Origin of the sequence: Rahnella victoriana (assembly GCF_021276285.1) — a bacterium.
Taxonomy (GTDB): Bacteria; Pseudomonadota; Gammaproteobacteria; order Enterobacterales; family Enterobacteriaceae; genus Rahnella; species Rahnella victoriana.
Map to the genome: position 1 here is coordinate 3,740,406 of NZ_CP089919.1, position 25,132 is coordinate 3,765,537.

Here is a 25,132-nt window from a genome sequence, read left to right on the forward strand (position 1 = left end):
AACAAAACAGACTCCCAGGTGGCGCAATCGTTGAAGCGTGACATTTTTCAGTCCTCCATACAGGCAGGCCTATTTTCTAGGTGAGCCATTATTTGCCGCTTAACGCAAAGTTAATGGCCCGATAAGCCATGGTTTTTAGGTTCAATTACCGCGTTTAGGAAAAAACTGATGTGATAGGGTGTCATTCCATGAAAGAAGCCCTTTGTTAACCGACACCCCGAAATACGGAGAAAGCATGTCAATTCAAGGTATTGAGAGCGTTTTACAGCAGATGCAGGCCACCGCCATCCAGGCTGGCGCTGCACCTAAGACCGATACCGCCTCTGAAGCCGGTTTTGCCAGCGAATTAAAAGCGGCATTAGGTAAGATCAGTGAGACGCAAAACAACGCAAAACTGGAATCTGAAAAACTGGAGATGGGCGTTCCCGGCGTCAGCCTGAACGATGTGATGGTCGATCTGCAAAAATCCTCAATTTCACTGCAACTCGGCGTGCAGGTCCGCAACAAGCTGGTGACGGCGTATCAGGATGTGATGAACATGTCGGTTTAGGGTGTGTAACTACATAATTACATTGGATAAACATGTTATCCAGTTTTCTTGTGGGGCATGGATGGGGCAAAGTCTCCTAATTTCTGGTTGAGCATCGCAATTTGTTCACCGTTGTTGTCGTTCATCCAAGTTCCATAAACCGAGTAAACCATCTGTGCGGATGTATGACCCATTTGACTTGCTATGAAGTTTGGATTCGCTCCGGCAGAAAGTGACCAACACGCATAAGTGTGACGAGACTGATATGCCTTTCTGTGTCTTATCCCAGCTCTACGTAAAGCAGAATCCCAAGACTGAAGTGGAATACTAAATCTGTCCACCTGAATAGAGGTGATATCATCGCCTCATAGTCAAAACAGGTGACATTATGACCGGACGTAACAGACGTAATTTTAGCCCCGAGTTTCGCCTCGAAGCTGCCCAGCTTGTACTCGATCAGCACTACACCGTTGCCGCCGCTGCAACGGCAATGAATGTCGGTAAATCCACGATGGATAAATGGGTTCGCCAGCTTAAAGAAGAACGCGCAGGGAAATCCCCAAAGGCCTCTCCGATGACGCCTGAGCAACTTCGCATTCGTGAATTAGAAAAACGACTGCAACGTGTTGAAATGGAAAACGATATATTAAAAAAGGCTACCGCGCTCTTGATGTCAGACTCCCTGAACAATTCTCGTTAGTTGAGAAACTCAGGACGCGGTTTCCTGTTGCCTTTATATGCAATGTGTTCGGGATCCATCGCAGTAGCTATCGGTACTGGCTAAGCCGACCGCAGAAACCTGATGCAAAACACATCATTATACTAAGCCTGGTTCGTGAAGTTTATCATGCCAGTAATGGCTCTGCGGGGGCCCGGAGCATTGCCGATATGGTCAGCGCAAAAGGTGTTCCGTTGAGTCGCTGGCGGGCCAGTAAGATAATGAAAGAGCTGAATATTGTTAGTTGCCAGCAACCGGATCATCGCTACAAAAAAGCCACAAAAGAGCATGTGGATATCCCTAATCATCTGGATCGCCAGTTTGCAGTAACGGAACCTAATCAGACCTGGTGCGGCGACGTGACCTACATCTGGACGGGCAAACGCTGGGCTTATCTGGCGGTTGTTCTGGATTTATTTTCCCGCAAGCCAATAGGCTGGGCGATGTCGTTTTCTCCGGACTCAGGTCTGACAGGAAAAGCATTAACGATGGCCTGGGAAGCCAGGGGGAAACCGGCTGACGTTATGTATCATTCTGACCAGGGAAGTCACTATACCAGCAGGGAATTCAGACGGTTACTGTGGCGTTATCGTATAAAGCAAAGCATGAGTCGCCGTGGAAACTGCTGGGACAACAGCCCAATGGAACGATTTTTTCGCAGCCTGAAATCAGAATGGGTACCGAACTGTGGATACGCTAATTTTAGCGAAGCAAATAGATCAATAACAAATTACATCATTAGTTATTACAGCCAACTCAGACCCCACCAATATAACGGTGGCTTAACACCCAATGAGTCAGAGCGATTGTTCTGGAAAAACTCTAAAACTGTGGCCAGTTTTTGTTGACCACTTCAATTTTTAAGTTACCGCACAAAACAACAAGGTACAAAAACAACCCGAAAAACAGCCCGAAATACAAATTGTATGACTCAATGTTTTCCCCATGGGAAGCAAACCTAACAGCATGTTTAATTGCATAGGCGGCAGTAGCGACAAGAAGGATAAGTGCTATGTGTTTTGAGTGTTTGTAATTAATTCGCATATAAGAAAGTAGCAATCCGAAAAACCAGACCTTTGAGTATGTTAAGAACTCATGCTTTACCCCGCATATAAAAACAAAAACCATTATGGCTATAGCTATTAAAACTGGTTTTTTTGTAAAAACAAGTCCGGCGACCACATAATACCAAACTTCGAATGGAAGGCTCCATAATGGGGCATTGAATGAAAATGGTGAGTTAAGCAGCCCATTTGTAAAGGTCATTACCCCAAACATATGCGATGAGTAAAATGATAAAGATCTATTTTTTAGCCAAATATCAGGGTGAGAAAATGTTGAACTGCCAGATTCAAATAAATAGAATGACAAGTGATATAGAATAAAAACAACTAATATTGACGTAATGAGAGTGGGGTATATTCTTTGGAATCTGCTTGATGCATATTGTGATAATGAAAATGATTCATTCCGTAATGTATTGTTTTGAATTGATTTGCCAATCAAAAATCCGCTCATAACAAAAAAAACCATGACGCTTGATTGAGCTGCTAATGCAAAATACTTATAAAAATAAGGCTCATGCCTAGCCATAAATAACTGATAGAAGTGAGCAAATACAACCAAAAAAGCTGATATGCCACGCATTGACTCAAGGGATAAGGTTTGATTGTCGGTTAGCTTTTGCATGATTTTATCTTAATAAATTATTGTTGGGTGTGTAAATATAGTTTTGTATTCTAATAGAAGGTCACGGCAGGCACCCCAGGCACATGGAAACGAGGAGGATCTATAGAGGCATAGCTTTCTTGCCCTCATCATTTGCGGAAATGATGGGGGGTTTCATCGTGCTTAAAATGATTGGCTTGTTGTCTGAAATGCCACCTCTGGATAACAAACTTCTTGCAAACTTAATGCACGGCTTCTCAATGAATTTATGAAGCAATATAGCTAGCAGGAAGCTTGAAGCCAAAAGTGGCACAAACTTAATTACCCAGTCAACATTGTTCCAATCCTTTGGAAAAAATGTTAGATAAGTGCGAATGACACACCAGTGAGACAAATATAAAGCATATGAAATATTCCCAATGTAGGATAAATATTTTGATTCTTTTAATGTTCCAAAGTCTAAAGCTAAGAAGCTTATAAAGCACAGCAATGCAACAGGCAAAAGGCCAGTTACGCCACTTGTATGATTTGTAATAGTGATGAAAAGATAAGAAAAACATATCATCCCTATTGCAAAAAATGAAATGCAAGTTAGGTTGCTTATCTTGATTTTTATTTTATCGAATAAAAACGCAATAAAAATCCCTAACGCAAATTCATATAACAGAGTAGACCCTAAGACCCTTACGATAGGTGTTAATATGCTGTTTGTATCAATGTTGGCTGTGACATTAACCTTAAATGATATTGTGGAATTGTAATGCCATTGGAGAGCTAATGGGATGGTTAGCAATGCTATTATAGTCAACAACCCCCTGTGCTTGTGGGATATAAATGCCATCAGGCAAAATATAGCATAGAAGAAAATTTCATATGTTAGAGTCCATGCCGGACCTATAATATTGAAACCAAATGATGGAGCTGCATTACTATAATTAACATGCAGAAAGAAAAGCCCCCTGATGACCTCAGAGAAAGGTTTTTCTCCAAAGTTAATAAGCGCGGTTACAAACCACAATGTAAAGAATACAGGGTATATCCGGAACAACCTTTTAGTTATAAAAACTTTAGGTTCTGATTCGGACTTCTTCTTAGTTGCGTGATATATAATAAATCCACTTATTATAAAAAATATGTCCACCCCAATCATGCCATTGGCCCACATAGGCTTAAACCATGTTGGAAGAAATGGCGTGAAGTGAAAAAAAACAACTAACAGACACGCGATACCACGAAGGTATTGCAAAGAATAAATCTTTCCGTTGTTCATTGTCTGGCTAATTCCATGAGATTCTGTTAAGTAAATTCTAACAGATCTTTGACGAAAAACTTACTTTTCCGCCCCGGCGCCGTCGGGTTTTTTATTGCCCGACAGATCAGCCATCTAACACTTTACTCCCATCTTGCACTTCACAATCATAGAAACACATGATTATACTGTATACATACACAGTGCTCGTCAGGTGGCACATGGGCGGCAAGGATTTGGGCTTTGATGTTGTGTATCGAGGCGAGACTCGCAACCGCATTGATCCGGGCAAGTACGTGTTCTTCAAGCGCCTCAAGGAGCATGGCGGAGGATGCTGGCTTGGTCAGGCTTATGATGACTGGTTCGGCTTTGTGATTGAGCGGCCAGTGTCTATTCGTGAGGGAATGGAGTTGTTGCAGACGATAGCGGGGCAGAAGAAGGACATCATGAGGTTCGATGACAGCCTGGATACCTTCATGCTGAAGAGTGAGTGAGGCGGATGGGGCATGGATGGGGCAAAAAATTAACGCGAACTTACATTCACTATCCTGCTTTGAATGTCGGCTCGCGTTAATCGTCTACATTTTACCTGCTTTTACTCGTTCTTCTATGTATTCAAAAAGTTAAGCCTCATATGATGAATATGTCCGTGTAACAAAGAACGACGGATTTCAAAATAAATGTTACCGGTGTCACAAAATTGTCCTTTGCATGTGCAGGTTTATTTGCCAGAATCGCAAAAAAAATCGCTTCACCTGCATAAAGTACCTGCACAAAATGATAATCCGTCCTCCACGTCACTGGTTCTTGCGTTTGTTCGCCTGGCATGGCTCTGTCCTGCCCAGCATTCTGTTCCGTCTTAGCCTCAATTTACTGATGTCGCTTGCCGCCATTCTCAGCCTGCCCTGGTATGAGACGCTGGGCGTTAAGCTGACGCTCGCGCCTTTCAGCCTGCTCGGTGTGTCTATCGCGATCTTCCTTGGCTTTCGTAACAGTGTGGCCTATTCACGCTACACCGAAGCGCGGCAGTTGTGGGGCGGGTTGCTGATTGCCTGCCGCACCTTGCAAAGTCAGGTGATGGCCGTGTGTCCGGGCGAAGCACAGCGGGTGACGACCTTACTGCTGGCGTTTTGTTACAGCCTAAAACATCAGTTGCGCCACAGCGATCCGCGTCCGGATCTGGAGCGTCTGCTGGGCGAAGATGCGGAAGATATTCTTTCACGCCGCGCACCGACCAACATGGTGCAGTTGCGGCTGTCACAATGGCTGGCGGAAAAACGCCGGACGGGGGAGTTGTCGGATATTGTTTATACCCATATGGACACGACGTTATTGCAGCTTTCGCAGGTGGTGGGCGGTTGCGAGCGAATTGTCAGTATGCCGATCCCGTTTGCCTACGGGCTGTTGCTGCACCGCACGGTATACCTGTTTTGCAGCCTGCTGCCGTTTGCGCTGGTGGTGGATTTGCATTACATGACATTGCTGGTGTCCGGCTTTATTTCCTATAGTTTTCTGTCACTTGATACGCTGGCGGAAGAACTGGAAATGCCGTTCGGTTATGCCAATAACCATCTGCCCATGGATGCCATGTGCACCAATATCGAAATCAATCTGCGCGAGATGAACAACCAGACACACCTGCCGGATACGCCGATGCCGGATCCGTATTTCCGTCTGACGTAAGTGTGATCCTCTGCACGGTTTGAGGATTTTTTGCGCGCACTGATGGCAATATTCCTAAGCTTCACGAGACTGTCATAATATCGAAACAAAAGTGAAATAACCTGTTCGGGCAAAGACAACTTCCGTCCGTTATCACGAGGTATGTATGTCAGTCATTCAGGCCAAATCCTTGCACGAAGCCGAAGACCTGCTGAATTCCGGTATGGTAAAAAAAGTAGAACTGGCTTTTAGTATTAACAGTGATGAGTTTTTTAAGCTTGCGCTGGAGTGTGGTGACCGGGGTGCGAAAATCACCAAGGGGAAAGAGTTCTTTATGATCACACTGAAAAAATGGGTTATTCCGTCGAATGACCTCTCTGCTACAAAAAGTAACGTACTGATGTAACGGCTTTTTGCATCTCCATAACCCTGTCACAGGGCAGCGTTATGGAGATATCCGCCTCACGCCTCACGGCGCTTTTCTTCAATTATTTCACCGATTTCATCATATAGACACTCAGGGGATCCGGCGACTGCTGGTAATCACCGAACGCCTGCGTGCGGGAATAGCCCAGCTTTTCGTACAGCGTGATGGCTTTTTCCTGAAAAACGCCGGTTTCCAGAAACAGCTCGTTGTGTCCTAAGGCTTTCAGTTTCTTTTCCATTGCCTCGATCAGCAGGGATGCGATACCTTGCCCGCGAAACACCGGGTTCACGTAAACCCGTTTCATTTCAGCTATTCCCTGCCGGGTAATATACAGACAGGCGCAACCGGCCCAGTCGTCATCCACCCTTGCCATAAAACAGGTGATCTCCCCTTCATCCAGTTCAGTGATATTAATCCCCTGAAACGATTCCGGCGGATAAAGAGGGTATTGATAAGCATCCAGCTCTGCAATAAGTCGGGTTAAATGCGGGTGGGTGGCATCGGTTTCAAAAATCTGGGCACTCACAGCGTGGGCTCTCAATGCAACAAAATGGACATGTATTCTTAACCGAAATTGGGCCGAAAACAAGGCATTGCGGCGTGACGGAAGCCCCGGAAAGCCTTGCAGAGGTAAGAAGAGTGTAAAAATTAATTATGTTCGCCGAACGTCTGTCAGAGTTGTCTGAATTTTACCTTGTTGCAGCAATTTATACGTTATCCCTCTTTCTTTTCTTTAACATTCATTCAAAGTGGTGAAGGATACAATGAAGTCACTTACCGTGATTAATGAAAAAGTTAGGATCGTGAATGAGGTAAAGGAAGTTAATTATAAGATCATGATTGAAAGGATAAAATTATGGCAGTCTATCCTGTTGGCGTTTTTGTCACGCTTACTTTTACACCAGGTTTGTTCGAAGTTATCGCTGTACTGGATGAGGTTAAACCAGTGCAATATCAGGTCATTAATGTGGAAACGGGAAATGTGATCAGGGTGAACGAGCATTTTATCCGTGGCATTGTGAAACCCTGATGCTCTGCGTATCAATGTAAATGGCTTGCGCATCGGGCCGGGTAAACACGGGGTGTTTGCCCGGCCTTCTTGTTTAGTCCGGCATCAGGCTGTTGAAGTCTTCTTCATACAAATCGCGACACGCTTGCATAGATTCCGGGTACCCCAGCTCTGAGGTCTGCACTTCACGGCCCAGCCGCTTTTCTAAATCCTCGTGAAACCACTCAAATTCACCATGCAGAATGCCGGTAAATCCGGTCAGGATGATGCACTGTTGTGGCGTTAATTTTTTCACGGCGGGTCCTCGTTAATCTGTTTTTGAAAAATAATGCGCAAAGAGAGAAGTGCTTCACGCCGGTATGCGGCAGGACGCGACAACTTATTCTATCCTCTAATGAATCTCACTGGAAAACAAGGAGTCACATATGGATCAGGATCTGTTCGAACAGGCACCTCTGCCGTTGCTCACCCGCTTTCAGGTCGGCGACCGTGTCAAATTGCTGACGTTTCCGGTGGGTGTGCATCCGGCCAGTTACCAGCTGGATGTGGCCATCACCCGGATCCAGGACGGCGAGTTTGAAGGGGAAATCGTGCGCATCGCGCCGCTGGGAAGACTGGGCCATCACGAGGCGCATTTCACGATAGGGGGAACGGTGGCGTTCTTCGCCCGCAATATTCAGGGCATGGCCGCCTGAACCATTTGCCGGTGACAGAAAGCAAAAACCCCGCAACAAGGGCGGGGTTAAATGGCTTTGAAACACCATCTGGTTACATCAGGGGTTTAACATGTTTCGTCAGCGCCTGGGTGGTCAGTTCGTCGGCTTTTATTTTGGAACAATTTCCACAATAGCCCACGAGATACCAGTTACCGTCTGCGCCTTTTTCCGGATTCACTTTGTAACGTTCGTTACGCTTACCATAAAACTCGCGTTCTGCGTTCTGTGCTGCCTCTTCCCAAAAGCACAACGAAAACTGATGTTGCTGATCAACATGCCGTTGTCCGTTGCGACTTCCACCTACCAGTAAATAATGATACTCAGACATGCATCCTCCTTTTCCCAATACGGGCAATGTTCCTGACAACAAGTGTAAAACTCGTTTCACCTGGAAAGCACATTCGAAAGACTGCAAAAGAAAGACAACAAAGGCCGGGCTGAATGATGCCCATGGCAAAATTCTTATTTCTCTAAAATTATAGAGTACGATCGGTTCTGGGTATGTATATTCGGAAAATATGTGATAACTGTCACTCTTTATTTTTTAGCGACTGTGATGTGCGTCTTATAACAGATTGAGCTGTTGTGCGTCATCCGGTTCTGTACCGGTTTTTTTCTTAGGTTTTCGCACTTTAGCCGCCGGTGCCGGGCGCTGCATTTCCTGATGCAGCCAGTGCAAAATCACTTCTGCTACGTAGTCTTGCTGCACCTGTGTCATGGCGGTGTGCGCCGCAATCTTGTGCCATTTTTCCAGACAGCCACGGCAACAGGTGGCGGTCGCGTGCTGGGCGATAAACACCGGATGGCCGCGCATCGGCGTCTGTTTGCCGTCATTTGCTGGTTCAGCCGGGGCGAGGCGGGCGGCAATAAAATCAGCGGCATGCTGAGTCACCGCATCCGGCCCTTTATCCTGACAATAGGCATATTCTTTTGCGCCGAGATGAAAACGCTGGCGAAAGGGTGACGCGGCCAGACGCTGAAAAACGGTATCGATAGAATTTGGGGCAGGGCTGGAAGGCATAGTGGTCGTGTCCGTTCACATTCTAGACGCAGAAATAGCGGCTTTACTCTCGTCAATTGTCGGCTTTAACGCCCGTCAGCCCGTGCTAGTCTGGCTTTACTGACGCTCTCACCCCAACAGGGATCCGCAATGGCAGAAAAACATGTTATAGATTTGGTTATGTCGGTCAACAAGCACGCCGAAGAAACTGCCATGCAACAGATGATGCTGCGCAATTTTATCATCGTGATGTGCCGCAGTATGACGGAAGAACAGAAGAATCAGGTGAGATGGCAGATGCGTCAGATCCACCAGCTGACGGACGCCGAATACCGCAGCGGCGATATTGAAATACTGGAAAAAGCCCGACGTGACGTTGAGGTGATGCTGGAACTGATCAATTAAGGTTCATCTGATGTGCGCCGTCGTTTCGCCGTACTATCATTAACACAATGATAACCAAAGGGAGAATGACGATGGGATTCTGGAGAGTATTGATTACCATTCTGGTACCACCATTAGGCGTACTGATCGGCAACGGTTTCGGTGGCGCATTTTTACTGAATATTATTCTGACACTTTGTGGCTATCTGCCTGGCCTGATCCACGGCTTCTGGGTGCAGACGCGCAAATAAGCACAGCCCGACCGCAAAACCCGGTGATAGCCGGGTTTTTTTATGCCCGGAAAGGGCGGTGTGGATCAGAAAAGCGAGAAGAGCAGAACCACGGGCAGGCTCATCGGCCAGGTAAATCCGATAATGCCGGAGGTTAACAGTCTTATTTTAATCGTATCGCGGCTCACTAACAGCGTAACCAGCGCGGCGATGCCCAGCCCACCCCAATAAATCGTCTTAATTACTTCCCACCAAACGTGCACAACCAACCCCTGACCATCAGATTATTCTTTGGCGCGTATGATATTCCGTTAACATCTGGTAATCAATTATTGTGTGATGTTACTCAAGGTTTTGTATTGTGGCATTTCGGCGGGAATTGTTATATCTCATCGCTTGTGCTGGGTGCCGGCGCAGAAAGCGGGCGCAAATGCCCGCGGATGGCGGTCGGGGCGAATCCAAAACGTTTCCGGAAACGCTCGGCAAAACGTGAGCCACTTTCATAACCCACCTGATGCGCGATATGTGAAATCGCCAGATCGGTGCATTGCAACAACCGCAGGGCATGGGTCATCCGCACGTCAATCATCAGGTTTCGCAGTACACAATCCTCGGACGCCAGCCGTCTGCGCAGCATCACTTCATTCATCATCAGCTGTTCGGCGACTTCTGCGGCGGTAAAAGATTTATGCAAATTATTGATTAATAATTCACGCACGCGCTGGGTGACGCTCTCGCTGTGCTGCAGGGAATAGCGCACGCCAAGCTGGGATAACCAGAGTAATTGTTCAAGCATGCGATGGCGGGTAATGGGCGCGGGCAGGCCGTGATGCCAGAGGATGGCGCTGTGGGTATCGGTAAAACTTTGCTTAAATGCGCCGGGAATATGCGGGATGACCTGAAAGTTATCAACGGTGATCAGCGGCGGGCTAAAGCCGGTGGCATGCAGCCCGGCGTCGCTCAGCAACTGGTGATCCCAGGCCATGATGGCGCAACTGAAAGGGCCGTTTTCAGACAAATGGTGCGTCAGGCTCAGCGTTTGTCCGCTATTAAGCACGAGCATTTCGCCAGCCTGCAGGGTGACCTGCTGTTCCTGGAAAGTAATTGAAAGGCTTCCATTCTGGACGAGAACCAATTGTGGCTTATCGATATAAACATCATGAATAAAAAGTTCACTATGCTGAATAAGCAGTGAAATGGTTCCTATCCCTGGCGTCACTTTTATTTTACGAACCATGTTGATGATGCCCGAAAAAGACGACTGCAACGTGTTGTTTGCTGCCTGATATAAAATTTCCCGCTTATGCTATTACAAACAGGTTGCCTGATAATACGCGTAAGTCACGGAAGAAGACAGAGAGAACCAGCTCTGGTAGCCAGATGCTCTCTGCCCCTGAAACCTTATATATGCACAAGAAATATTGAAAAAAAGTCTAACAAACAGAGTCTTAATAATTATTGGCGATCACCAAAGGCAATCGAACGGAGGTCAATTTTTCCGTAAGTCGTATTCACTTGTTGTTGTCGGGACGACTGACCAATCAGCTCGGTGAGTTTATTCATCCGCGTCTGTAATAACGTTTTAATGGTGTTCTCATTCTCCAGAATAATACGCAAATAGCGGCGGACATCATTCTGAATCATTATCGATGTCTGTTCTGACATCGGTAAACGGGTGGTAGCTTCTACTGCTTTCACGTAACTGACTTCGAGCTCAACCAGCTCATCCCATTTTTCTTCTTTCGCCAGCCGCAACATCTGCTCGCTTAAAGACAGGATCAGTTGATATTCATTAACCAGAAACTGATGTTGATCCATTATTTTGGTCCTGCGACGGGTGGTAGTTTGGGCCGATTTGCCGCCAGGCATCGGCGATGTTTTCAAGCAAGGCCAGCACCTCAGTGATGGCCTCTTGATCGTTGTGTAAATTGGCATGCAATAAACGACGGACCATATAGGCGTAGAGCGCCTCGAGGTTATCCACTAATTCAGGATCGCCTTTCTCACGGCTCAGGCCCGCTTTTAATCCGCTGTCGATAATGTTGATCGCCATAGACAGGGATTTGCCTTTCTCAGCAATACTGCCCTGTTGGATAAAAATACGTGCGCGGATCAGGGCGCTGCGCGCCCCGTCAAATAACATGGTCACCAGCTGATACGGAGAGGCGCTCATCACGCCACTCTCCAGGCCTACCTGTGCGTAGGCGTCGGTTCCTTTAGGGTTATACATGGGCTTGCTATCCTTACGAACTAGAACTTGAAGTTGTCATTGCATCGAACTGCTGCGTCAGATAATCCGCGGTGCTGTTGAGCTTTTGTATAGCCACATCAAGTGCTGTGAACTGCGTTTTATAACGGGCAATAGTGGTGTTAATACTGTCGTTGACCTTGTTGTATTGCTCGGTCAGGCTTTTCAGTGTGGTATTAACGGCTGTTTTTGCTGTCGCAATGGTGCCGCTATCGGTATCGAGGAAAGTGACGTTGAGATTATTAATTCCTGTGATAACCCCGGTTGTTTTACCATCACCCAACAGCATGGTTTTAACATCGCTGGTGCTATTACTCAGCGCTGTATCGAGTTTATCGCTGTCGACTTCAAGATTACCCGTATCAGGATCCGTTGTGATCCCAATGCTTGCGAGTGAGCTAATTCCATTGGAATTAAATGCTGAGGTTACAGCAGTCTTAAGCTTTGACTGAATCGTGCGTAAGGCACTGTCACCTAACAGAGCGCCATTACTGGTGTCTTGTGTGTCGGTGTTACTGTCTACCGCGGTATATTTGGTAAGATTTGTGAAGGTGGTTTGCAATGCATTATACGCGGTCACAAATGCCTGGATCTTGGTGCTGGCATCGCTGGTGTCTTTCTTCACAGTCAGCGTCGCGGCGCTGTCAGTGGTTGCCAGCAGATTTAGCGTCACCCCTTCTGGAGCATCGGTCACTTCATTGCTCTGACGTTCAAGAGCAATGCCATTTACGCTGAGTTCAGCATTTTTCGCCTCAGCGTTCTGCGTCATGCCGCCTGTGTTGGTTGCAGAATCATAACCAATGAACGCGTTCAGCGTGTCATCGCCGGTGACGCTCAGGGTCATTTGCGAATCTGTTCCGGTATCGTCAGCAGACACGATCAGCTGATAGCTGCCGTCGGACACTTTTAAAATGCTGGCGGTTACACCGGCGTCTGCGCCATTAATAGCATCGCGCATCCCGGCTAATGACGTCTGGGCATCGGTCAGAGAAATCGTGACCGGCTTGCCATCGCCCTGAGTGATGGAAAGGGTGCGAGTCCCTGACGTCGATGTTTCGCCCAGCGCGCTACTGCTATCAGTCGCTGTTCCGGAAACCAAAACTTGCGCCTGCGCCAGTTGCGTAACGTTTACCGTATATTTGCCTGATGCCGCGCCAGCCGCCGTCGTTGCAGTAAATGCGGACGTGTTGCTGGAGGTTGCTGTTGTTGATGCGTAAACATCTGCGCTATTTAGGGCGGAAGTGGCGTCAGCAAATGTCTGCAGTGAACTTTGCAAAGTTCCATAAGCAGTCAGCTTCGCGCTGTAGCTGGTTTGCGCTGTAGTGATCGGGGTTAAACGCGCTTTTTCTGCGGTGGTCAGGTTATCCAGCAAGGTGGATAAATCTAAGCCTGAGCCGATACCTAATGAAGAGACAGTGGCCATATGTATCCTTTACAAGTTGTATAAGAGTCTTTAAGCCCTATCGGCACGACGGAGAAAAAGTTTAATAGATCGCAACAAAAAGTAATGGGCTGAATAGGCGGTATAAGGAAGGGTAATTCTCAAAGTAAGAAATCGATCTTTTTTGAGAAATAATTCTAAAGGTTGCGGGTGTAGCGCCGATACAAGTTTGGACGGTGATGAACGCCGTGGGCAATAAGCCCGAACCCTTAACCAGATTTGAAGGAATACACTCATGGCTCAAGTTATCAATACCAACACGCTGTCTCTGATGACTCAGAACAACCTGAACAAATCCCAGTCCGCACTGAGCACCGCTATCGAGCGTCTGTCCTCCGGTCTGCGTATCAACAGCGCAAAAGATGACGCTGCTGGTCAGGCGATTGCTAACCGCTTCACTTCAAACATCAATGGTCTGACTCAGGCTTCACGTAACGCCAACGACGGTATCTCCGTTGCGCAGACCACTGAAGGTTCACTGAGCGAAATCAACAACAACTTACAGCGTGTTCGTGAGCTGTCTGTTCAGGCTGCTAACGGCACCAACTCTGATTCCGACCTGAAATCAATCCAGGACGAAATCACCTCCCGTCTGTCTGAAATCGACCGTGTATCGGGTCAGACTCAGTTCAACGGCGTGAAAGTACTGGCTTCCAACCAGACTATGTCTATCCAGGTTGGCGCAAACGACGGCCAGACTATCGATATCGACCTGCAGAAAATTGACTCATCAACTTTAGGCCTGAGCGGCTTCAGCGTCCAAAGTCCAACCACTTTGACTACCGGTACAGCTATTACTACATTGGGTACCGCTGGCTCTACAGTGGCAATTAATGATGCTGCAATTGCCACGAGTGTTGCTGCTTTTGCAACCACTGGCACCAATTCTTACACCTTGTCTAAAGACGACGCTGGGAATGTTTTTGCCACAGTAACGGGTACTACCTCAGATGATGGTGTTTATTCAGTAGCCCTAGCCGCAAACGCCACGGCAGGTACAGCTCGTGTTGCAACACTTGGAACAATTGGTGCGACTCCAGGTGCAGGTAATACAACGATTACCGCTGCTACTGCAGCAGTTGAAGACAGCACAGCTCCTGCTACTGGTGCTACCGTTTCTATCGGTACAGACACTAACACCGCTTCTATTACCGGGGCGGCACTTTACAAACTTCAGGACGCAGACGGTAAAGATACCGGCGTTTATGCTCTGAAAGGTACCGATGGTAAGTTGTATGCAGCAAATGTAGACGCAACTACTGGTGACGTATCTGTTAAAACCGCAACTTATAAAGATTCTACTGGCACTTCTCAGACTGCTAAAGTTGAATTAGGTGGTTTAGACGGTAAAACTGAAGTTGTTACTGTTGGTACTGGTTCGGATGCAAAAGTGTATAAAAGCGCAGATTTGTCAGGTGCTGATTTGTCTAAAGACACTCTGACAGCTGTTCCAACGGCAAAGACTACTGATCCGCTGGAAGCTATCGACGCAGCAATCAGCAAGGTTGATGATTTCCGTTCTTCACTGGGTGCGATTCAGAACCGTTTCGATTCTGCTATCACTAACCTGGCGAACACCACCACCAACCTGCAGTCTGCACAGAGCCGTATTCAGGATGCTGACTACGCAACTGAAGTTTCTGCCATGTCTAAAGCACAGATCCTGCAGCAGGCGGGTACTTCTGTACTCTCCAAAGCAAACCAGGTTCCTCAGTCTGTTCTGTCCCTGCTGCAATAATTGTCTTTGCCGACAATATAAGCAATCAGGTTACATACAGCTCAAACCCCGCTCCGGCGGGGTTTTTTTTAACCAAAATTTACCTTTCTCTGCAATTAATGAAACGCATTCGCTGGTATAATTTAGGATAATCTTTATGTTGTGATGGTTTTTTGTGCAATCGTTTTCGCGTTGTCCGCAGGTGTCCCGGAACAGAATGTGCGAGACATAATCAAAATAACCGCGCTTTTCTGGCCTTATTCAGCCGATTGAACAGGGCTTAACGCTGGCAAAATGATACTGACCCTCAATTTGCCAGGTTACGACAGTGAGCGATCTGTATACCGCCGACGGCGTGATAGACAAAAATTCTTTGTGGCAGCGCTATGTTCCGCTCGTGCGCCATGAAGCCCTGCGTTTGCAGGTGCGGCTTCCCGCCAGCGTAGAGCTTGATGATCTACTGCAAGCGGGCGGGATCGGCCTGTTAAATGCGGTTGAGCGTTTTGATGCGATGCAGGGGACGGCGTTTACGACCTATGCCGTTCAGCGCATTCGTGGCGCAATGCTTGATGAGTTGCGTAGCCGCGACTGGGTGCCGCGCAGCGTCAGACGCAATGCGCGTGAAGTGTCCCAGGCGATGCATAACGCAGAACAGAAATTAGGGCGACCGCCGAGTGAAGGAGAGGTGGCGCAGGCGCTGGATATTCCCATCGAGGAATACCGGCAGATATTAATGGATACGAACAGCAGCCAGTTGTTTTCTTATGACGAATGGCGCGAAGAGCACGGCGATACTGCCGAGGCATTGATGGAAGGGCACGAAGAGGCCAACCCGTTACATCATCTGTTGGAGGGCAATCTGCGCCACCGGGTGATGGAAGCTATCGATGCGTTACCAGAACGGGAAAAGATGGTACTTACGCTTTACTACCAGGAAGAGTTGAATTTAAAAGAGATCGGGGCGGTGCTGGATGTCGGGGAATCCCGTGTAAGCCAGCTCCACAGTCAGGCGATTAAGCGTTTGCGAACACGCCTGGCAAACGACCACTGATCCGCTTTTTCCTGGCCGGTTATACATTTTATATCCCTTATCAGGAATAAATTTATGCCAGCGGGAATCAAAACAAGGCCTTTAAGCCGTTATCTTAAAGATTTTAAACACAGTCAGACTCATTGCTCACAGTGTGCGAAAGAACTCGACAGGATGGCACTGGTGTTTCGCGGGCAAATCATCAATAAAGAGGCCATCGCCAAGATGGATCAGCCTATTGATGATGACGTGTGGCACAACCTGTCGCAGGAACTGACCGCACTGTGTCGTTTTTGCAGTGAGATAAGCTGTAACAGCCATTCGTCATATTTTGACATCATGGCGTTTAAGCAATACCTGTTTGAGCAGACGGAAATGAATCACAGCACGGTGCGCGAGTACGTTGTCCGCCTCCGCCGTCTGGATGAAATTCTCTCTGCCAATAACTATCCTCTGGATAAGCTTTCCGGGGACAGTATCCACCAGCGGATCATCAGTGATTTGCCGGTGGCGGGCCACGACAACTACCGTATTGCCCTGCGCAAATACGATCAGTATCTGGCCTGGCAGAAATCCGCGTAAGCGGCGCTCTTACAGACTGACACACAAAACGCAAACAGGCTCCTCCGGGGGCCTGTTTTTTGTCTTGAATCTCTCCGCAGTTTCTATAAATTCTTTATATACTTACTTAATAACCCGTCTCTGAAATTATACCTACTTTAACGATAACGACTTCGTACGGCCCTGTGCTGTGCGTCAGGGGAACATTGTGCCTGCTAAAATTTCTTTGCTTAAAACCCGGCTGGAAGCCTTTGATCGTCTCGATTTATTAGGCAGCGCCACGCCATTAGAAAAACTGCACCGTCTTTCGGAAACCGTCGGACGGGATATCTACATCAAACGCGATGACATCACGCCGCTGGCGATGGGCGGCAATAAGCTGCGCAAACTGGAATATCTCGCCGCTGCCGCGCTGGCAGAAGGGGCCGATACGCTGGTGACGGCGGGCGCTATCCAGTCAAACCATGTTCGCCAGACCGCTGCCGTGGCGGCCAAACTGGGCCTGAAATGTGTGGCGCTGCTGGAAAACCCGATCGGCACCACCGAGGCTAATTACCTGACCAACGGTAACCGCCTGCTGCTGGATTTATTTAATGTGGACGTGGTGATGTGCGATGCCCTGCATGATCCGATGGCGCAGCTGGCAGAGCAGGCCGAACGTCTGGAAGCACAGGGTTTCCGTCCGTACGTGGTGCCGGTGGGCGGCTCCAATGCCCTGGGCGCACTGGGTTACGTGCAGTGCGCGCTGGAAATTGCCGAGCAATCTTCCGCCAGTTTTGTCGATTTCAGCGCCGTGGTGGTGGCATCGGGCAGTGCCGGTACTCACGCCGGTCTGGCGGTCGCCTTACGTCACTTAATGCCGGACACGCAACTGATCGGCGTGACAGTGTCACGCAGCGCAGGCGATCAGCGTCCGAAAGTGGAGGCCATTGCGAAAGAAGTGGCCAGCGCACTCCAGCTCGATGAGAAAGTGCCGCCGGTGATTTTATGGGATGACTATTTTGCGCCGCGCTACGGTGAACCGAATGACGCGGGCATGGCGGCGGTGAAACTGCTGGCGGAACAGGAAGCGATGTTGCTGGATCCGGTGTACACCGGCAAGGCGATGGCGGGGTTGCTGGATGGCATCGAACGCGGATTATTCCCGGATGAAGGCCCGATCCTGTTCATTCATACCGGCGGTGCCCCGGCACTGTTTGCGTATCATCCGCACGTTTAATGGCTCACACTATGCTTATGCTTTTTTGAGCTAAGATTATAGAATTATATTCCTGATAACTGGCGCGGCGGGTGCTACTGTGCGCAAATTCGTAGGGGATATAACGTTCTATAACTAACAATAACTGAGGTGAATATGGGTTTTTCTACACTGCGTCGTCGTTTACTTCTGGGTGCTGTTGCGGTCACGCTGACGGCAGGCATGGTCAGCAATACGTTTGCTGATGAAGGGTTACTGAAAAAAGTTAAAGATCGCGGCACGCTGATCGTCGGGCTGGAAGGGACGTATCCTCCGTTCAGTTTCCAGGGTGAAGACGGCAAGCTGACCGGTTTCGAAGTGGAATTCGCTGATGCGCTGGCGCAGCACATGGGCGTGAAAGCGAAACTGCAACCGACCAAATGGGATGGCATGCTGGCGTCGCTGGAATCCAAACGCATTGATGTGGTGATCAATCAGGTGACCATCTCCCCTGAGCGTGCGAAAAAATACGATTTCTCCACCCCGTACACCGTTTCCGGTATTCAGGCGCTGACCAAAAAAGGTCAGGAAGGCACCATCACCAAACCTGAAGATCTGAAAGGCAAAAAAGTCGGTGTGGGTCTGGGCAGTAACTACGAGCAATGGCTGCGTGAAAACGTGCAGGGCGTCGACATCCGTACTTATGATGATGACCCGACTAAATATCAGGATCTGCGCGTAGGCCGTATCAACGCGATTCTGGTTGACCGTCTGGCGGCGCTGGATCTGGTGAAGAAAACCGGTGATACCTTAGCCGTGGCGGGTGCACCGTTCTCCCGTCTGGAATCTGGCGTGGCAATTCGTAAAGACAACCCGGAACTGCTGGCCGCGATCAACAAAGCGATTGCTGAAATGCAGAAAGATGGCTCGCTCGCCAAAATCTCTGAAAAGTGGTTTGGTGCTGACGTCACAAAATAATGCTCGTCATAACTGAACTTGCCCCGGCGTTAGCTGCGCTTGCTCGCCCGAATCACTTACCTGTGTAAGCCCATCGGGACTCGCGCACTTGCTGCCTTGATGCAAGTTCATTTATTTAGAGCATATGTGAATATCTTAAAGATCCAGAAAATCTAAAGGTCTTAGATGCAAGAAAGTATTCAACTGGTGCTGGATTCAGCACCATTTTTATTGAAAGGGACACTGTTTACGCTCCAGCTCAGTCTGGGCGGGATGGTGTTCGGTCTGATCCTGGGCTTTGTGCTGGCGCTGATGCGCCTTTCGCATTTCTGGCCGCTGTCATGGATATCGCGTTTTTACGTCTCCGTTTTCCGTGGCACGCCGCTGATCGCCCAGCTGTTTATGATCTACTACGGTTTGCCACAGTTTGGCATCGAGCTGGATCCTATCCCCGCAGCGATGATTGGTCTTTCGCTGAACACCGCGGCCTACACCTCTGAAACCCTGCGTGCGGCGATTTCGTCCATCGAAAAAGGGCAGTGGGAAGCCGCCGCCAGTATCGGCATGAACCCGTGGCAGACCCTGCGTCGCGTGATTTTACCGCAGGCAGCCCGCACCGCGCTGCCTCCGCTGGGTAACAGTTTCATCGGGCTGGTGAAAGATACCTCGCTGGCGGCCACCATTCAGGTGCCGGAACTGTTCCGTCAGGCACAGCTTGTGACGTCGCGTACGCTGGAAGTGTTCACCATGTATCTCGCGGCCTCTATTATCTACTGGGTGCTGGCGACCGTTTTATCCTTCCTGCAAAACCGTCTGGAAGACCGCGTTAACCGTCAGGATCAGGAGCCTTCATGAGTACCATTGACGTTAAGCAACTGACAAAAAAATTCCACGGACAGACGGTGCTGCACGGTATAGATTTGCAGGTCAATTCCGGCGAAGTGGTGGCGATCATCGGGCCGAGCGGCTCGGGTAAAACCACCTTACTGCGCAGCATCAACCTGCTGGAAGAGCCGGACGGCGGCACCATCAAAGTCGGCAACATCGAAATTGACGCCAGCAAACCGATCAGCAAGCAGAAGAACAACGTCCGCGAACTGCGCAAGCAGGTGGGTTTCGTTTTCCAAAACTTCAACCTGTTCCCGCACCGTTCCGTGCTGGAAAATATCATTGAAGGGCCGGTGATTGTGAAGGGCGAGCCGAAAGAAAAGGCCATCGCCACGGCGCGTCAGTTACTGGAAAAGGTCGGATTAAATGGCAAAGAAAACGCCTATCCGCGCCGTCTTTCCGGCGGTCAGCAACAGCGTGTCGCCATCGCCCGCGCACTGGCAATGAACCCTGAAGTGATTTTGTTTGACGAACCCACGTCCGCGCTGGATCCGGAACTGGTCGGCGAAGTGCTCAACACTATCCGCGCACTGGCACTTGAGCACCGCACGATGGTGATTGTGACCCACGAAATGAGTTTCGCCCGTGACGTGGCAGATCGCGCGATCTTTATGGATCAGGGCAAAATTGTCGAGCAGGGACCGGCGAAAGAGCTGTTTTCAAATCCGCAACATGCGAGGACGAAACAGTTTCTGGAGAAGTTTTTAGCGCATTGATTTCTGTCCCTTTCTGCGAAGTGAAACAAAAAAATCTGCAAGCGATCCGGTCTGCTCCCTCCCCTGCGAAGGGGAGGGTTGGGGTGGGGTATTAATGCAAAATCAGTAAGTTGAAGTATGCTTTGACCAGGTGTCAGCCCTTAAAACCCCCTCCCAACCTCCCCCTTCGCAGGGGGAGGAGCAAAAAGCAAAACCTAAGAACGTCACGGACAGCTCCCCTTCGCAGGGGTGGAGCAAAAAGCAAAACTTAAGAACGTCACGTGCTGCTCCCTCCCCTGCGAAGGGGAGGGTTGGGGTGGGGTATTAATGCAAAAACAGTAAGTTGAAGTATGCTTTGACCAGGTGTCAGCCCTTAAAACCCCCTCCCAACCTCCCCCTTCGCAGGGGGAGGAGCAAAAAGCAAAACCTAAGAACGTCACGGACAGCTCCCCTTCGCAGGGGTGGAGCAAAAAGCAAAACTTAAGAACGTCACGTGCTGCTCCCTCCCCTGCGAAGGGGAGGGTTGGGGTGGGGTATTAATGCAAAATTAATAAGTTGAAGTATGCTTTTACCGGGTGTCAGCCCTTAAAACCCCCTCCCAACCTCCCCCTTCGCAGGGGGAGGAGCAAAGCACCTTTACCCGATCGTCATCAGACTCGCATTCCCCCCTGCGGCAGCCGTGTTCACACTCAGTGAACGTTCGTGCAGCAGGCGTTCCAGCAGGATGTTATCCTCGCCGCGCGCAAAGCCCTGTACGGAAATAATGGCGCCCGGTCGCTGTGCGATGGTCTGACAAAGCTCGCGCAACTGATCGGCATCACCGTGATAAATCACTGCATCGAATACCTGCGCATCGTTCTGCCAGTCTTTGGCGAAATCAACCCGCGCCTGCACCGCTTTGGGTAACAGGTTGAACAGATCACGCTGCAACGGCGCTTCCGGCCACAGAATACGGCAACCGGTGGCGGTGACGGCGGCGAGCTGAGTCAGGGCATCTTCCTGATTATCGGCCAGTGCCAGCACACGTTCGCGCGGTAACAGCGCGTAAGTGTTGCGTTCACCGGTTGGCCCCGGCAGGGTGCGTAACGTGCCGCCCTGGCTGGTCTGCGCAAAGCGTTCGCAAACTGCGACTAACTCCTCACGATGTTTTTGTTCGGCGGCCCATTGCTGCAATGCGCGGTGCGGTGCCAGTAAGGCTTCGCGGACAGACACGTCCAGCGGCAGCTCTCTGTCCTGACGCAAAAGGGTTTGCTGCACGGCGTCCTGCGGACGGCTGCTCAGCAGGCGATACAGATACAGCGGGCCGCCGGCTTTCGGACCGGTGCCTGATAAGCCTTCGCCGCCGAACGGTTGCACACCCACCACCGCGCCGACCATATTGCGGTTCACGTACATATTGCCGACGTGTGCCTGCTGGGTGACGCGATGGATGGTTTCGTCGATGCGGGTATGAATACCCAGCGTCAGACCATAACCAGCGGCATTAATCTGACCGATCAGCGTATCCAGATCCTGACGGGCATAGCGCACCACGTGCAGCACCGGGCCGAAGATTTCTTTCTTCATCTCATCAAAGCTTTCCAGCTCGATCAGTGTCGGTTTCACGAAGGTGCCACGGTTCCATTCCTGCTGGTCGGCAGTGAATTCCTGCGTGGCCTGATACACGGTGCGGCCTTTAGTGCGCATCGCATCGATGTGTTTTTCGATACCGGCTTTGGCGTCGGCGTCGATCACCGGCCCGATATCGGTACACAAACGCTCCGGATTACCCATGCGGCATTCCGCCATCGCACCGCGCAGCATTTGCAGGGTGTGGTCGGCGACGTCGTCCTGAATACACAACACGCGCAGGGCAGAGCAACGCTGACCGGCGCTGTCAAAGGCCGAGGCCACCACATCCATCACCACCTGTTCGGTCAGCGCGGAGGAATCCACAATCATGGCGTTCAGGCCGCCGGTTTCGGCGATCAACGGCGTCGGACGCCCCTGCGGATCCAGACGACCGGCGATGTTGCGTTGCAGAATGCCCGCAACATCGGTTGAACCGGTAAACAGCACGCCGCGCACACGTTCGTCATTCACCAGCTGCGAGCCGACGGTTTCACCCTGACCCGGCAACAGCTGCAATACGCCTGCCGGTACGCCCGCTTCATGCAGAATGCCGACGGCTAATGCGGCGATCAGCGGCGTCTGTTCTGCCGGTTTGGCCAGCACGCTGTTACCGGCGGCCAGTGCGGCAGCAATCTGACCGGTAAAGATCGCCAGCGGGAAGTTCCACGGGCTGATACACACCACCGGCCCCAGCGGACGGTGCGTGTCGTTGGCGAAATCTTCGCGGATCTGACCGGCGTAGTAATGCAGGAAATCCACCGCTTCACGCACTTCGGCGATGGCGTTATTAAAGGTTTTTCCGGCCTCACGCACCAGCACGCCGAGCAGGTTTTGCAACTGCGCTTCCATCAGTTCTGCAGCGCGTTGCAGGATGGCGGCGCGTTCTTCGGGAGGTGTCGCAAACCAGATCGCGCCTGCGGCAGTGGAGGCATCCAGCGCACGGCTGATTTCGGCTTCGGTCGCTTCACGCACATAACCGACGATATCGGTATTTTCCGACGGATTGATCACCGGCAGGAATTCGCCGTCATCGGTTTGCGCATCAATCATCGGCTGCGCTTTTACCGGATGGCTGGCGCTTTGCAGCAGGGCGCTGGACAGGGAAGCCAGACGGTGTTCGCTGGACATATCCAGACCCGCAGAGTTCACCCGTTTGTCGCCATACAAATTACGCGGCAGGGCGATACGCGGATGCGGTAATCCGACCTGTCCTTCGCTGGCAGCCAGCGCCTCGACGGCCAGCACCGGATCGGCAACCAGTTCGTCAATCGGCAAGGTGGCATCGGCGATACGGTTGACGAAGGACGTGTTCGCGCCGTTTTCCAGCAGGCGGCGCACCAGATACGCCAGCAGCGTTTCGTGCGTGCCGACCGGGGCATAAATACGGCAGGGACGGTTCAGTTTGCCGTCGGAAATTTTCCCCACGACCTGTTCGTACAGCGGTTCACCCATCCCGTGCAGGCACTGGAACTCATACTGTCCCGGATAATAGTTGTTACCCGCCAGCTGATAAATCGCCGCCACGGTGTGGGCGTTATGGGTGGCGAACTGCGGATAAATCAGGTTCGGCACCGCCAGCAGTTTACGGGCGCACGCCAGATAGGACACGTCGGTGTACACCTTGCGGGTGTAGACCGGATAATCTTCCAGTCCGTCCATTTGCGCGCGCTTGATTTCGCTGTCCCAGTACGCCCCTTTCACCAGACGGATCATCAGGCGGCGGCGGCTGCGTTGCGCCAGATTCGTCAGGTAATCAATCACCATCGGGCAGCGTTTCTGATACGCCTGAATCACGAAACCGATGCCGTTCCAGCCCGCCAGTTCCGGCTCGAAACACAGTTTTTCCAGCAAATCGAGGGAGATTTCCAGACGGTCTGCTTCTTCGGCGTCAATGTTAATGCCGATATCGTAGCTGCGCGCCAGCAAGGTCAGCGACAGCAGGCGCGGATACAACTCTTCCATCACACGTTCGTATTGCGCACGGCTGTAGCGCGGATGCAGGGCAGAAAGTTTGATGGAAATTCCGGGGCCTTCATAAATGCCGCGACCGTTGGAAGCTTTACCGATGGCATTGATCGCCTGCTGGTAAGACTGCAAATAGGCCTGCGCATCTTTTTCGGTCAGTGCCGCTTCGCCCAGCATATCGTAGGAATAGCGGAAGCCTTTTTCTTCATGTTTGCGCGCATTCGCCAGCGCTTCGGCGATGGTTTCACCGGTCACGAACTGTTCGCCCATCAGGCGCATCGCCATGTCTACGCCTTTGCGGATCAGCGGCTCACCGCTTTTCCCGATAATGCGGTTCAGGGATTTCGACAGGCTGGCTTCGTTATGGGTGGCCACCAGTTTACCGGTGAACAGCAGGCCCCAGGTGGCGGCGTTGACAAACAGAGACGGACTGCGCCCGAGGTGCGAGTGCCAGTTACCGTTGCTGATTTTGTCGCGGATTAAGGCATCGCGCGTAGGTTTGTCGGGAATACGCAGCAACGCTTCGGCCAGACACATCAGCGCCACGCCTTCCTGAGAAGACAGCGAGAACTCCTGCAACAGACTTTGCACCATGCCGGCGCGTCCGTTTGCACTCTTTTGGTTCCTCAGCTTCGTGGCGATATCTGCCGCCAGTTTCAGCGCAGCCTCGTTGAGCGGTGCTGGTAAACGGGCCTGTTCAAGCAGCATGGACACCGCTTCAGGCTCAGGGCGACGATAGGCGGCGGTGATGGCGGAACGGCTGACGGACTGCGGCTGGATCTGCTCGGCGAAATCAAGGAACGGCTGATGGACGTCCTGAACCGCATGGGCGGTCAACTCATCGGCACCCTCAGACGCCGCGCCGTTCAGCGCCGGGATCTCAGGTAACGCGTCGCCATTTTCCAGACGTTCCAGATAGGAAAAAATCGCCTGCTTGATCAGCCAGTGCGGCGTACGGTCAATCTTATGTGCCGCTTCTTTAAGCCTGTCGCGTGTGCCTTCGTCCAGCTTCACGCCCATCGTTGTCATACCCATGCGCAACCACTCCATATGAAAAGGTTCAGGTGAATTCATTATCTTTATGCTGAGCAATATCTTCTATGTTGCAACCTTGTGCAACCCCGTTAATGCAGGAAGTATGCCTGTTGTGATTTGTCTGGCATTTTTAACAATAAAATAACGGCATGGATCTTGCCTGCATGAACGGTAAGTGAAATTTCAAAGGCGGTATCGGGTGCAACCTTTGTCAC

General features: G+C 50.4%; 28 protein-coding genes and 1 pseudogene. 16 read left to right on the forward strand and 13 right to left on the reverse strand.

Features of this window, described 5'->3' with window-relative positions; translation table 11 throughout:
• The first annotated feature begins 235 nt into the window (after positions 1-235).
• Positions 236-550, forward strand: a complete 315-nt coding sequence (gene fliE / locus J9880_RS17335) for a flagellar hook-basal body complex protein FliE (protein ID WP_095922233.1) — start codon at positions 236-238, stop codon at positions 548-550.
• Between the two features lie 35 nt (positions 551-585).
• Here the strand turns inward: fliE and J9880_RS17340 are convergent.
• Positions 586-846 (reverse strand): annotated as a pseudogene (locus J9880_RS17340) (integrase); the annotation flags it as partial.
• 71 nt (positions 847-917) lie between these two features.
• Between J9880_RS17340 and J9880_RS17345 the strand changes: the two are divergent.
• A protein-coding gene (locus tag J9880_RS17345) for an IS3 family transposase (RefSeq protein WP_232769664.1) occupies positions 918-2,095 on the forward strand; the annotation gives its coding sequence in 2 pieces (ribosomal slippage) (positions 918-1,176 and positions 1,176-2,095; 1,179 coding nt in all).
• Here the strand turns inward: J9880_RS17345 and J9880_RS17350 are convergent.
• Both J9880_RS17350 and J9880_RS17355 read right to left on the reverse strand, forming a co-directional pair.
• Positions 2,070-2,936 carry an acyltransferase family protein gene (locus J9880_RS17350; protein WP_232769665.1) on the reverse strand — a complete coding sequence of 289 codons (867 nt, stop codon included), beginning with the start codon at positions 2,934-2,936 and terminating at the stop codon, positions 2,070-2,072. The genes J9880_RS17345 and J9880_RS17350 overlap by 26 nt on opposite strands.
• 100 nt (positions 2,937-3,036) lie before the next feature.
• Positions 3,037-4,185, reverse strand: a complete 1,149-nt coding sequence (locus tag J9880_RS17355; protein ID WP_232769666.1) for an acyltransferase family protein — start codon at positions 4,183-4,185, stop codon at positions 3,037-3,039.
• Between the two features lie 200 nt (positions 4,186-4,385).
• On the opposite strand from J9880_RS17355, the gene J9880_RS17360 reads away from it, so the two are divergent.
• The 3 genes from J9880_RS17360 (at position 4,386) to J9880_RS17370 (ending at position 6,232) form a co-directional block, all read left to right on the forward strand.
• Entirely contained in the window at positions 4,386-4,658 is a 273-nt protein-coding gene (locus tag J9880_RS17360) for a hypothetical protein (RefSeq protein WP_232769667.1), read from the forward strand.
• A gap of 283 nt (positions 4,659-4,941) precedes the next feature.
• Complete coding sequence (locus tag J9880_RS17365) at positions 4,942-5,847, forward strand: bestrophin family protein (protein ID WP_095922232.1); 906 nt, start codon at positions 4,942-4,944, stop codon at positions 5,845-5,847.
• A 145-nt stretch (positions 5,848-5,992) separates the two neighbouring features.
• Positions 5,993-6,232, forward strand: a complete 240-nt coding sequence (locus tag J9880_RS17370; RefSeq protein WP_095922231.1) for a hypothetical protein — start codon at positions 5,993-5,995, stop codon at positions 6,230-6,232.
• An 82-nt stretch (positions 6,233-6,314) separates the two neighbouring features.
• Here the strand turns inward: J9880_RS17370 and J9880_RS17375 are convergent, their stop codons facing one another.
• A complete protein-coding gene (locus J9880_RS17375; RefSeq protein WP_095922230.1) occupies positions 6,315-6,779 on the reverse strand; it encodes a GNAT family N-acetyltransferase in 465 nt (154 codons plus the stop codon).
• Between the two features lie 330 nt (positions 6,780-7,109).
• Between J9880_RS17375 and J9880_RS17380 the strand changes: the two genes are divergently transcribed.
• Entirely contained in the window at positions 7,110-7,283 is a 174-nt protein-coding gene (locus J9880_RS17380; protein ID WP_162928640.1) for a hypothetical protein, read from the forward strand.
• Between the two features lie 73 nt (positions 7,284-7,356).
• Here the strand turns inward: J9880_RS17380 and J9880_RS17385 are convergent, their stop codons facing one another.
• Positions 7,357-7,557: a DUF7736 domain-containing protein gene (locus tag J9880_RS17385; RefSeq protein WP_232769668.1), complete on the reverse strand. Its 201-nt coding sequence runs from the start codon at positions 7,555-7,557 to the stop codon at positions 7,357-7,359.
• Positions 7,558-7,687: 130 nt separating this feature from the next.
• Between J9880_RS17385 and J9880_RS17390 the strand changes: the two genes are divergently transcribed.
• A complete protein-coding gene (locus J9880_RS17390; RefSeq protein ID WP_095922228.1) occupies positions 7,688-7,957 on the forward strand; it encodes a hypothetical protein in 270 nt (89 codons plus the stop codon).
• A 73-nt stretch (positions 7,958-8,030) separates the two neighbouring features.
• On the opposite strand, the gene J9880_RS17395 is transcribed toward J9880_RS17390, so the two are convergent.
• Together J9880_RS17395 and J9880_RS17400 are read right to left on the reverse strand one after the other, a co-directional pair.
• Positions 8,031-8,306 (reverse strand): hypothetical protein, encoded by a 276-nt coding sequence (locus tag J9880_RS17395; RefSeq protein WP_095922227.1) that lies wholly within the window; start codon positions 8,304-8,306, stop codon positions 8,031-8,033.
• A gap of 237 nt (positions 8,307-8,543) precedes the next feature.
• Positions 8,544-8,999 (reverse strand): DUF4186 domain-containing protein, encoded by a 456-nt coding sequence (locus J9880_RS17400; protein ID WP_095922226.1) that lies wholly within the window; start codon positions 8,997-8,999, stop codon positions 8,544-8,546.
• A 129-nt stretch (positions 9,000-9,128) separates the two neighbouring features.
• On the opposite strand from J9880_RS17400, the gene J9880_RS17405 reads away from it, so the two are divergent.
• Positions 9,129-9,383 carry a hypothetical protein gene (locus J9880_RS17405; RefSeq protein WP_095922225.1) on the forward strand — a complete coding sequence of 85 codons (255 nt, stop codon included), beginning with the start codon at positions 9,129-9,131 and terminating at the stop codon, positions 9,381-9,383.
• A gap of 71 nt (positions 9,384-9,454) precedes the next feature.
• The gene (locus J9880_RS17410) at positions 9,455-9,613 is read left to right on the forward strand and encodes a YqaE/Pmp3 family membrane protein (RefSeq protein ID WP_015690040.1); all 159 of its coding nucleotides are present in this window, start codon (positions 9,455-9,457) and stop codon (positions 9,611-9,613) included.
• Positions 9,614-9,678: 65 nt separating this feature from the next.
• Here J9880_RS17410 and J9880_RS17415 read toward each other — a convergent pair whose 3' ends face one another.
• The 5 genes from J9880_RS17415 to fliD all read right to left on the reverse strand — a co-directional run bounded on the left by J9880_RS17415 (position 9,679) and on the right by fliD (position 13,263).
• On the reverse strand, positions 9,679-9,855 hold the full coding sequence (locus J9880_RS17415) for a GhoT/OrtT family toxin (protein ID WP_095922224.1): 177 nt from the start codon (positions 9,853-9,855) through the stop codon (positions 9,679-9,681).
• A 119-nt stretch (positions 9,856-9,974) separates the two neighbouring features.
• On the reverse strand, positions 9,975-10,655 hold the full coding sequence (locus J9880_RS17420) for a helix-turn-helix transcriptional regulator (protein ID WP_229921048.1): 681 nt from the start codon (positions 10,653-10,655) through the stop codon (positions 9,975-9,977).
• 392 nt (positions 10,656-11,047) lie between these two features.
• Complete coding sequence (gene fliT, locus J9880_RS17425; protein WP_095922223.1) at positions 11,048-11,410, reverse strand: flagella biosynthesis regulatory protein FliT; 363 nt, start codon at positions 11,408-11,410, stop codon at positions 11,048-11,050.
• A complete protein-coding gene (gene fliS / locus J9880_RS17430; RefSeq protein ID WP_131694371.1) occupies positions 11,385-11,822 on the reverse strand; it encodes a flagellar export chaperone FliS in 438 nt (145 codons plus the stop codon). The genes fliT and fliS overlap by 26 nt, the downstream gene beginning before the upstream one ends.
• 13 nt (positions 11,823-11,835) lie before the next feature.
• Positions 11,836-13,263 carry a flagellar filament capping protein FliD gene (gene fliD, locus J9880_RS17435; protein WP_131694372.1) on the reverse strand — a complete coding sequence of 476 codons (1,428 nt, stop codon included), beginning with the start codon at positions 13,261-13,263 and terminating at the stop codon, positions 11,836-11,838.
• 253 nt (positions 13,264-13,516) lie between these two features.
• On the opposite strand from fliD, the gene J9880_RS17440 reads away from it, so the two are divergent.
• The 7 genes from J9880_RS17440 to tcyN all read left to right on the forward strand — a co-directional run bounded on the left by J9880_RS17440 (position 13,517) and on the right by tcyN (position 20,327).
• The gene (locus J9880_RS17440) at positions 13,517-15,019 is read left to right on the forward strand and encodes a flagellin N-terminal helical domain-containing protein (RefSeq protein WP_131694373.1); all 1,503 of its coding nucleotides are present in this window, start codon (positions 13,517-13,519) and stop codon (positions 15,017-15,019) included.
• Between the two features lie 307 nt (positions 15,020-15,326).
• Positions 15,327-16,049 carry an RNA polymerase sigma factor FliA gene (locus tag J9880_RS17445; RefSeq protein ID WP_095922219.1) on the forward strand — a complete coding sequence of 241 codons (723 nt, stop codon included), beginning with the start codon at positions 15,327-15,329 and terminating at the stop codon, positions 16,047-16,049.
• Between the two features lie 54 nt (positions 16,050-16,103).
• On the forward strand, positions 16,104-16,610 hold the full coding sequence (gene fliZ / locus J9880_RS17450) for a flagella biosynthesis regulatory protein FliZ (RefSeq protein ID WP_095922218.1): 507 nt from the start codon (positions 16,104-16,106) through the stop codon (positions 16,608-16,610).
• Between the two features lie 187 nt (positions 16,611-16,797).
• Complete coding sequence (locus tag J9880_RS17455) at positions 16,798-17,808, forward strand: D-cysteine desulfhydrase (RefSeq protein ID WP_095922217.1); 1,011 nt, start codon at positions 16,798-16,800, stop codon at positions 17,806-17,808.
• A 135-nt stretch (positions 17,809-17,943) separates the two neighbouring features.
• Positions 17,944-18,744 (forward strand): cystine ABC transporter substrate-binding protein, encoded by an 801-nt coding sequence (gene tcyJ / locus J9880_RS17460; RefSeq protein WP_095922216.1) that lies wholly within the window; start codon positions 17,944-17,946, stop codon positions 18,742-18,744.
• Between the two features lie 165 nt (positions 18,745-18,909).
• Positions 18,910-19,578 carry a cystine ABC transporter permease gene (gene tcyL, locus J9880_RS17465; RefSeq protein WP_095922215.1) on the forward strand — a complete coding sequence of 223 codons (669 nt, stop codon included), beginning with the start codon at positions 18,910-18,912 and terminating at the stop codon, positions 19,576-19,578.
• Positions 19,575-20,327, forward strand: coding sequence for an L-cystine ABC transporter ATP-binding protein TcyN (gene tcyN / locus J9880_RS17470; protein WP_015697534.1), 753 nt, complete (start codon positions 19,575-19,577; stop codon positions 20,325-20,327). Before tcyL ends, tcyN begins: the two co-directional genes overlap by 4 nt.
• A 615-nt stretch (positions 20,328-20,942) precedes the next feature.
• Here tcyN and putA read toward each other — a convergent pair.
• Complete coding sequence (gene putA / locus J9880_RS17475; protein WP_119824990.1) at positions 20,943-24,917, reverse strand: trifunctional transcriptional regulator/proline dehydrogenase/L-glutamate gamma-semialdehyde dehydrogenase; 3,975 nt, start codon at positions 24,915-24,917, stop codon at positions 20,943-20,945.
• Positions 24,918-25,132: the final 215 nt, after the last annotated feature.

What these genes read in the sequence shown, in the direction of transcription:
- J9880_RS17405 (WP_095922225.1), top strand. Translation starts at nt 9,129, where the DNA reads ATGGCAGAAAAACATGTTATAGATTTGGTTATGTCGGTCAACAAGCAC.
- J9880_RS17420 (WP_229921048.1), bottom strand. Translation starts at nt 10,655, where the DNA reads ATGCTCGTGCTTAATAGCGGACAAACGCTGAGCCTGACGCACCATTTG.
- tcyJ (WP_095922216.1), top strand. Translation starts at nt 17,944, where the DNA reads ATGGGTTTTTCTACACTGCGTCGTCGTTTACTTCTGGGTGCTGTTGCG.
- J9880_RS17355 (WP_232769666.1), bottom strand. Translation starts at nt 4,185, where the DNA reads ATGAACAACGGAAAGATTTATTCTTTGCAATACCTTCGTGGTATCGCG.
- J9880_RS17380 (WP_162928640.1), top strand. Translation starts at nt 7,110, where the DNA reads ATGGCAGTCTATCCTGTTGGCGTTTTTGTCACGCTTACTTTTACACCA.
- J9880_RS17370 (WP_095922231.1), top strand. Translation starts at nt 5,993, where the DNA reads ATGTCAGTCATTCAGGCCAAATCCTTGCACGAAGCCGAAGACCTGCTG.
- tcyN (WP_015697534.1), top strand. Translation starts at nt 19,575, where the DNA reads ATGAGTACCATTGACGTTAAGCAACTGACAAAAAAATTCCACGGACAG.
- fliE (WP_095922233.1), top strand. Translation starts at nt 236, where the DNA reads ATGTCAATTCAAGGTATTGAGAGCGTTTTACAGCAGATGCAGGCCACC.
- tcyL (WP_095922215.1), top strand. Translation starts at nt 18,910, where the DNA reads ATGCAAGAAAGTATTCAACTGGTGCTGGATTCAGCACCATTTTTATTG.
- J9880_RS17360 (WP_232769667.1), top strand. Translation starts at nt 4,386, where the DNA reads ATGGGCGGCAAGGATTTGGGCTTTGATGTTGTGTATCGAGGCGAGACT.
- J9880_RS17365 (WP_095922232.1), top strand. Translation starts at nt 4,942, where the DNA reads ATGATAATCCGTCCTCCACGTCACTGGTTCTTGCGTTTGTTCGCCTGG.
- fliT (WP_095922223.1), bottom strand. Translation starts at nt 11,410, where the DNA reads ATGGATCAACATCAGTTTCTGGTTAATGAATATCAACTGATCCTGTCT.
- J9880_RS17400 (WP_095922226.1), bottom strand. Translation starts at nt 8,999, where the DNA reads ATGCCTTCCAGCCCTGCCCCAAATTCTATCGATACCGTTTTTCAGCGT.
- putA (WP_119824990.1), bottom strand. Translation starts at nt 24,917, where the DNA reads ATGGGTATGACAACGATGGGCGTGAAGCTGGACGAAGGCACACGCGAC.
- J9880_RS17440 (WP_131694373.1), top strand. Translation starts at nt 13,517, where the DNA reads ATGGCTCAAGTTATCAATACCAACACGCTGTCTCTGATGACTCAGAAC.
- J9880_RS17410 (WP_015690040.1), top strand. Translation starts at nt 9,455, where the DNA reads ATGGGATTCTGGAGAGTATTGATTACCATTCTGGTACCACCATTAGGC.
- fliZ (WP_095922218.1), top strand. Translation starts at nt 16,104, where the DNA reads ATGCCAGCGGGAATCAAAACAAGGCCTTTAAGCCGTTATCTTAAAGAT.
- J9880_RS17395 (WP_095922227.1), bottom strand. Translation starts at nt 8,306, where the DNA reads ATGTCTGAGTATCATTATTTACTGGTAGGTGGAAGTCGCAACGGACAA.
- fliS (WP_131694371.1), bottom strand. Translation starts at nt 11,822, where the DNA reads ATGTATAACCCTAAAGGAACCGACGCCTACGCACAGGTAGGCCTGGAG.
- J9880_RS17390 (WP_095922228.1), top strand. Translation starts at nt 7,688, where the DNA reads ATGGATCAGGATCTGTTCGAACAGGCACCTCTGCCGTTGCTCACCCGC.
- J9880_RS17350 (WP_232769665.1), bottom strand. Translation starts at nt 2,936, where the DNA reads ATGCAAAAGCTAACCGACAATCAAACCTTATCCCTTGAGTCAATGCGT.
- fliD (WP_131694372.1), bottom strand. Translation starts at nt 13,263, where the DNA reads ATGGCCACTGTCTCTTCATTAGGTATCGGCTCAGGCTTAGATTTATCC.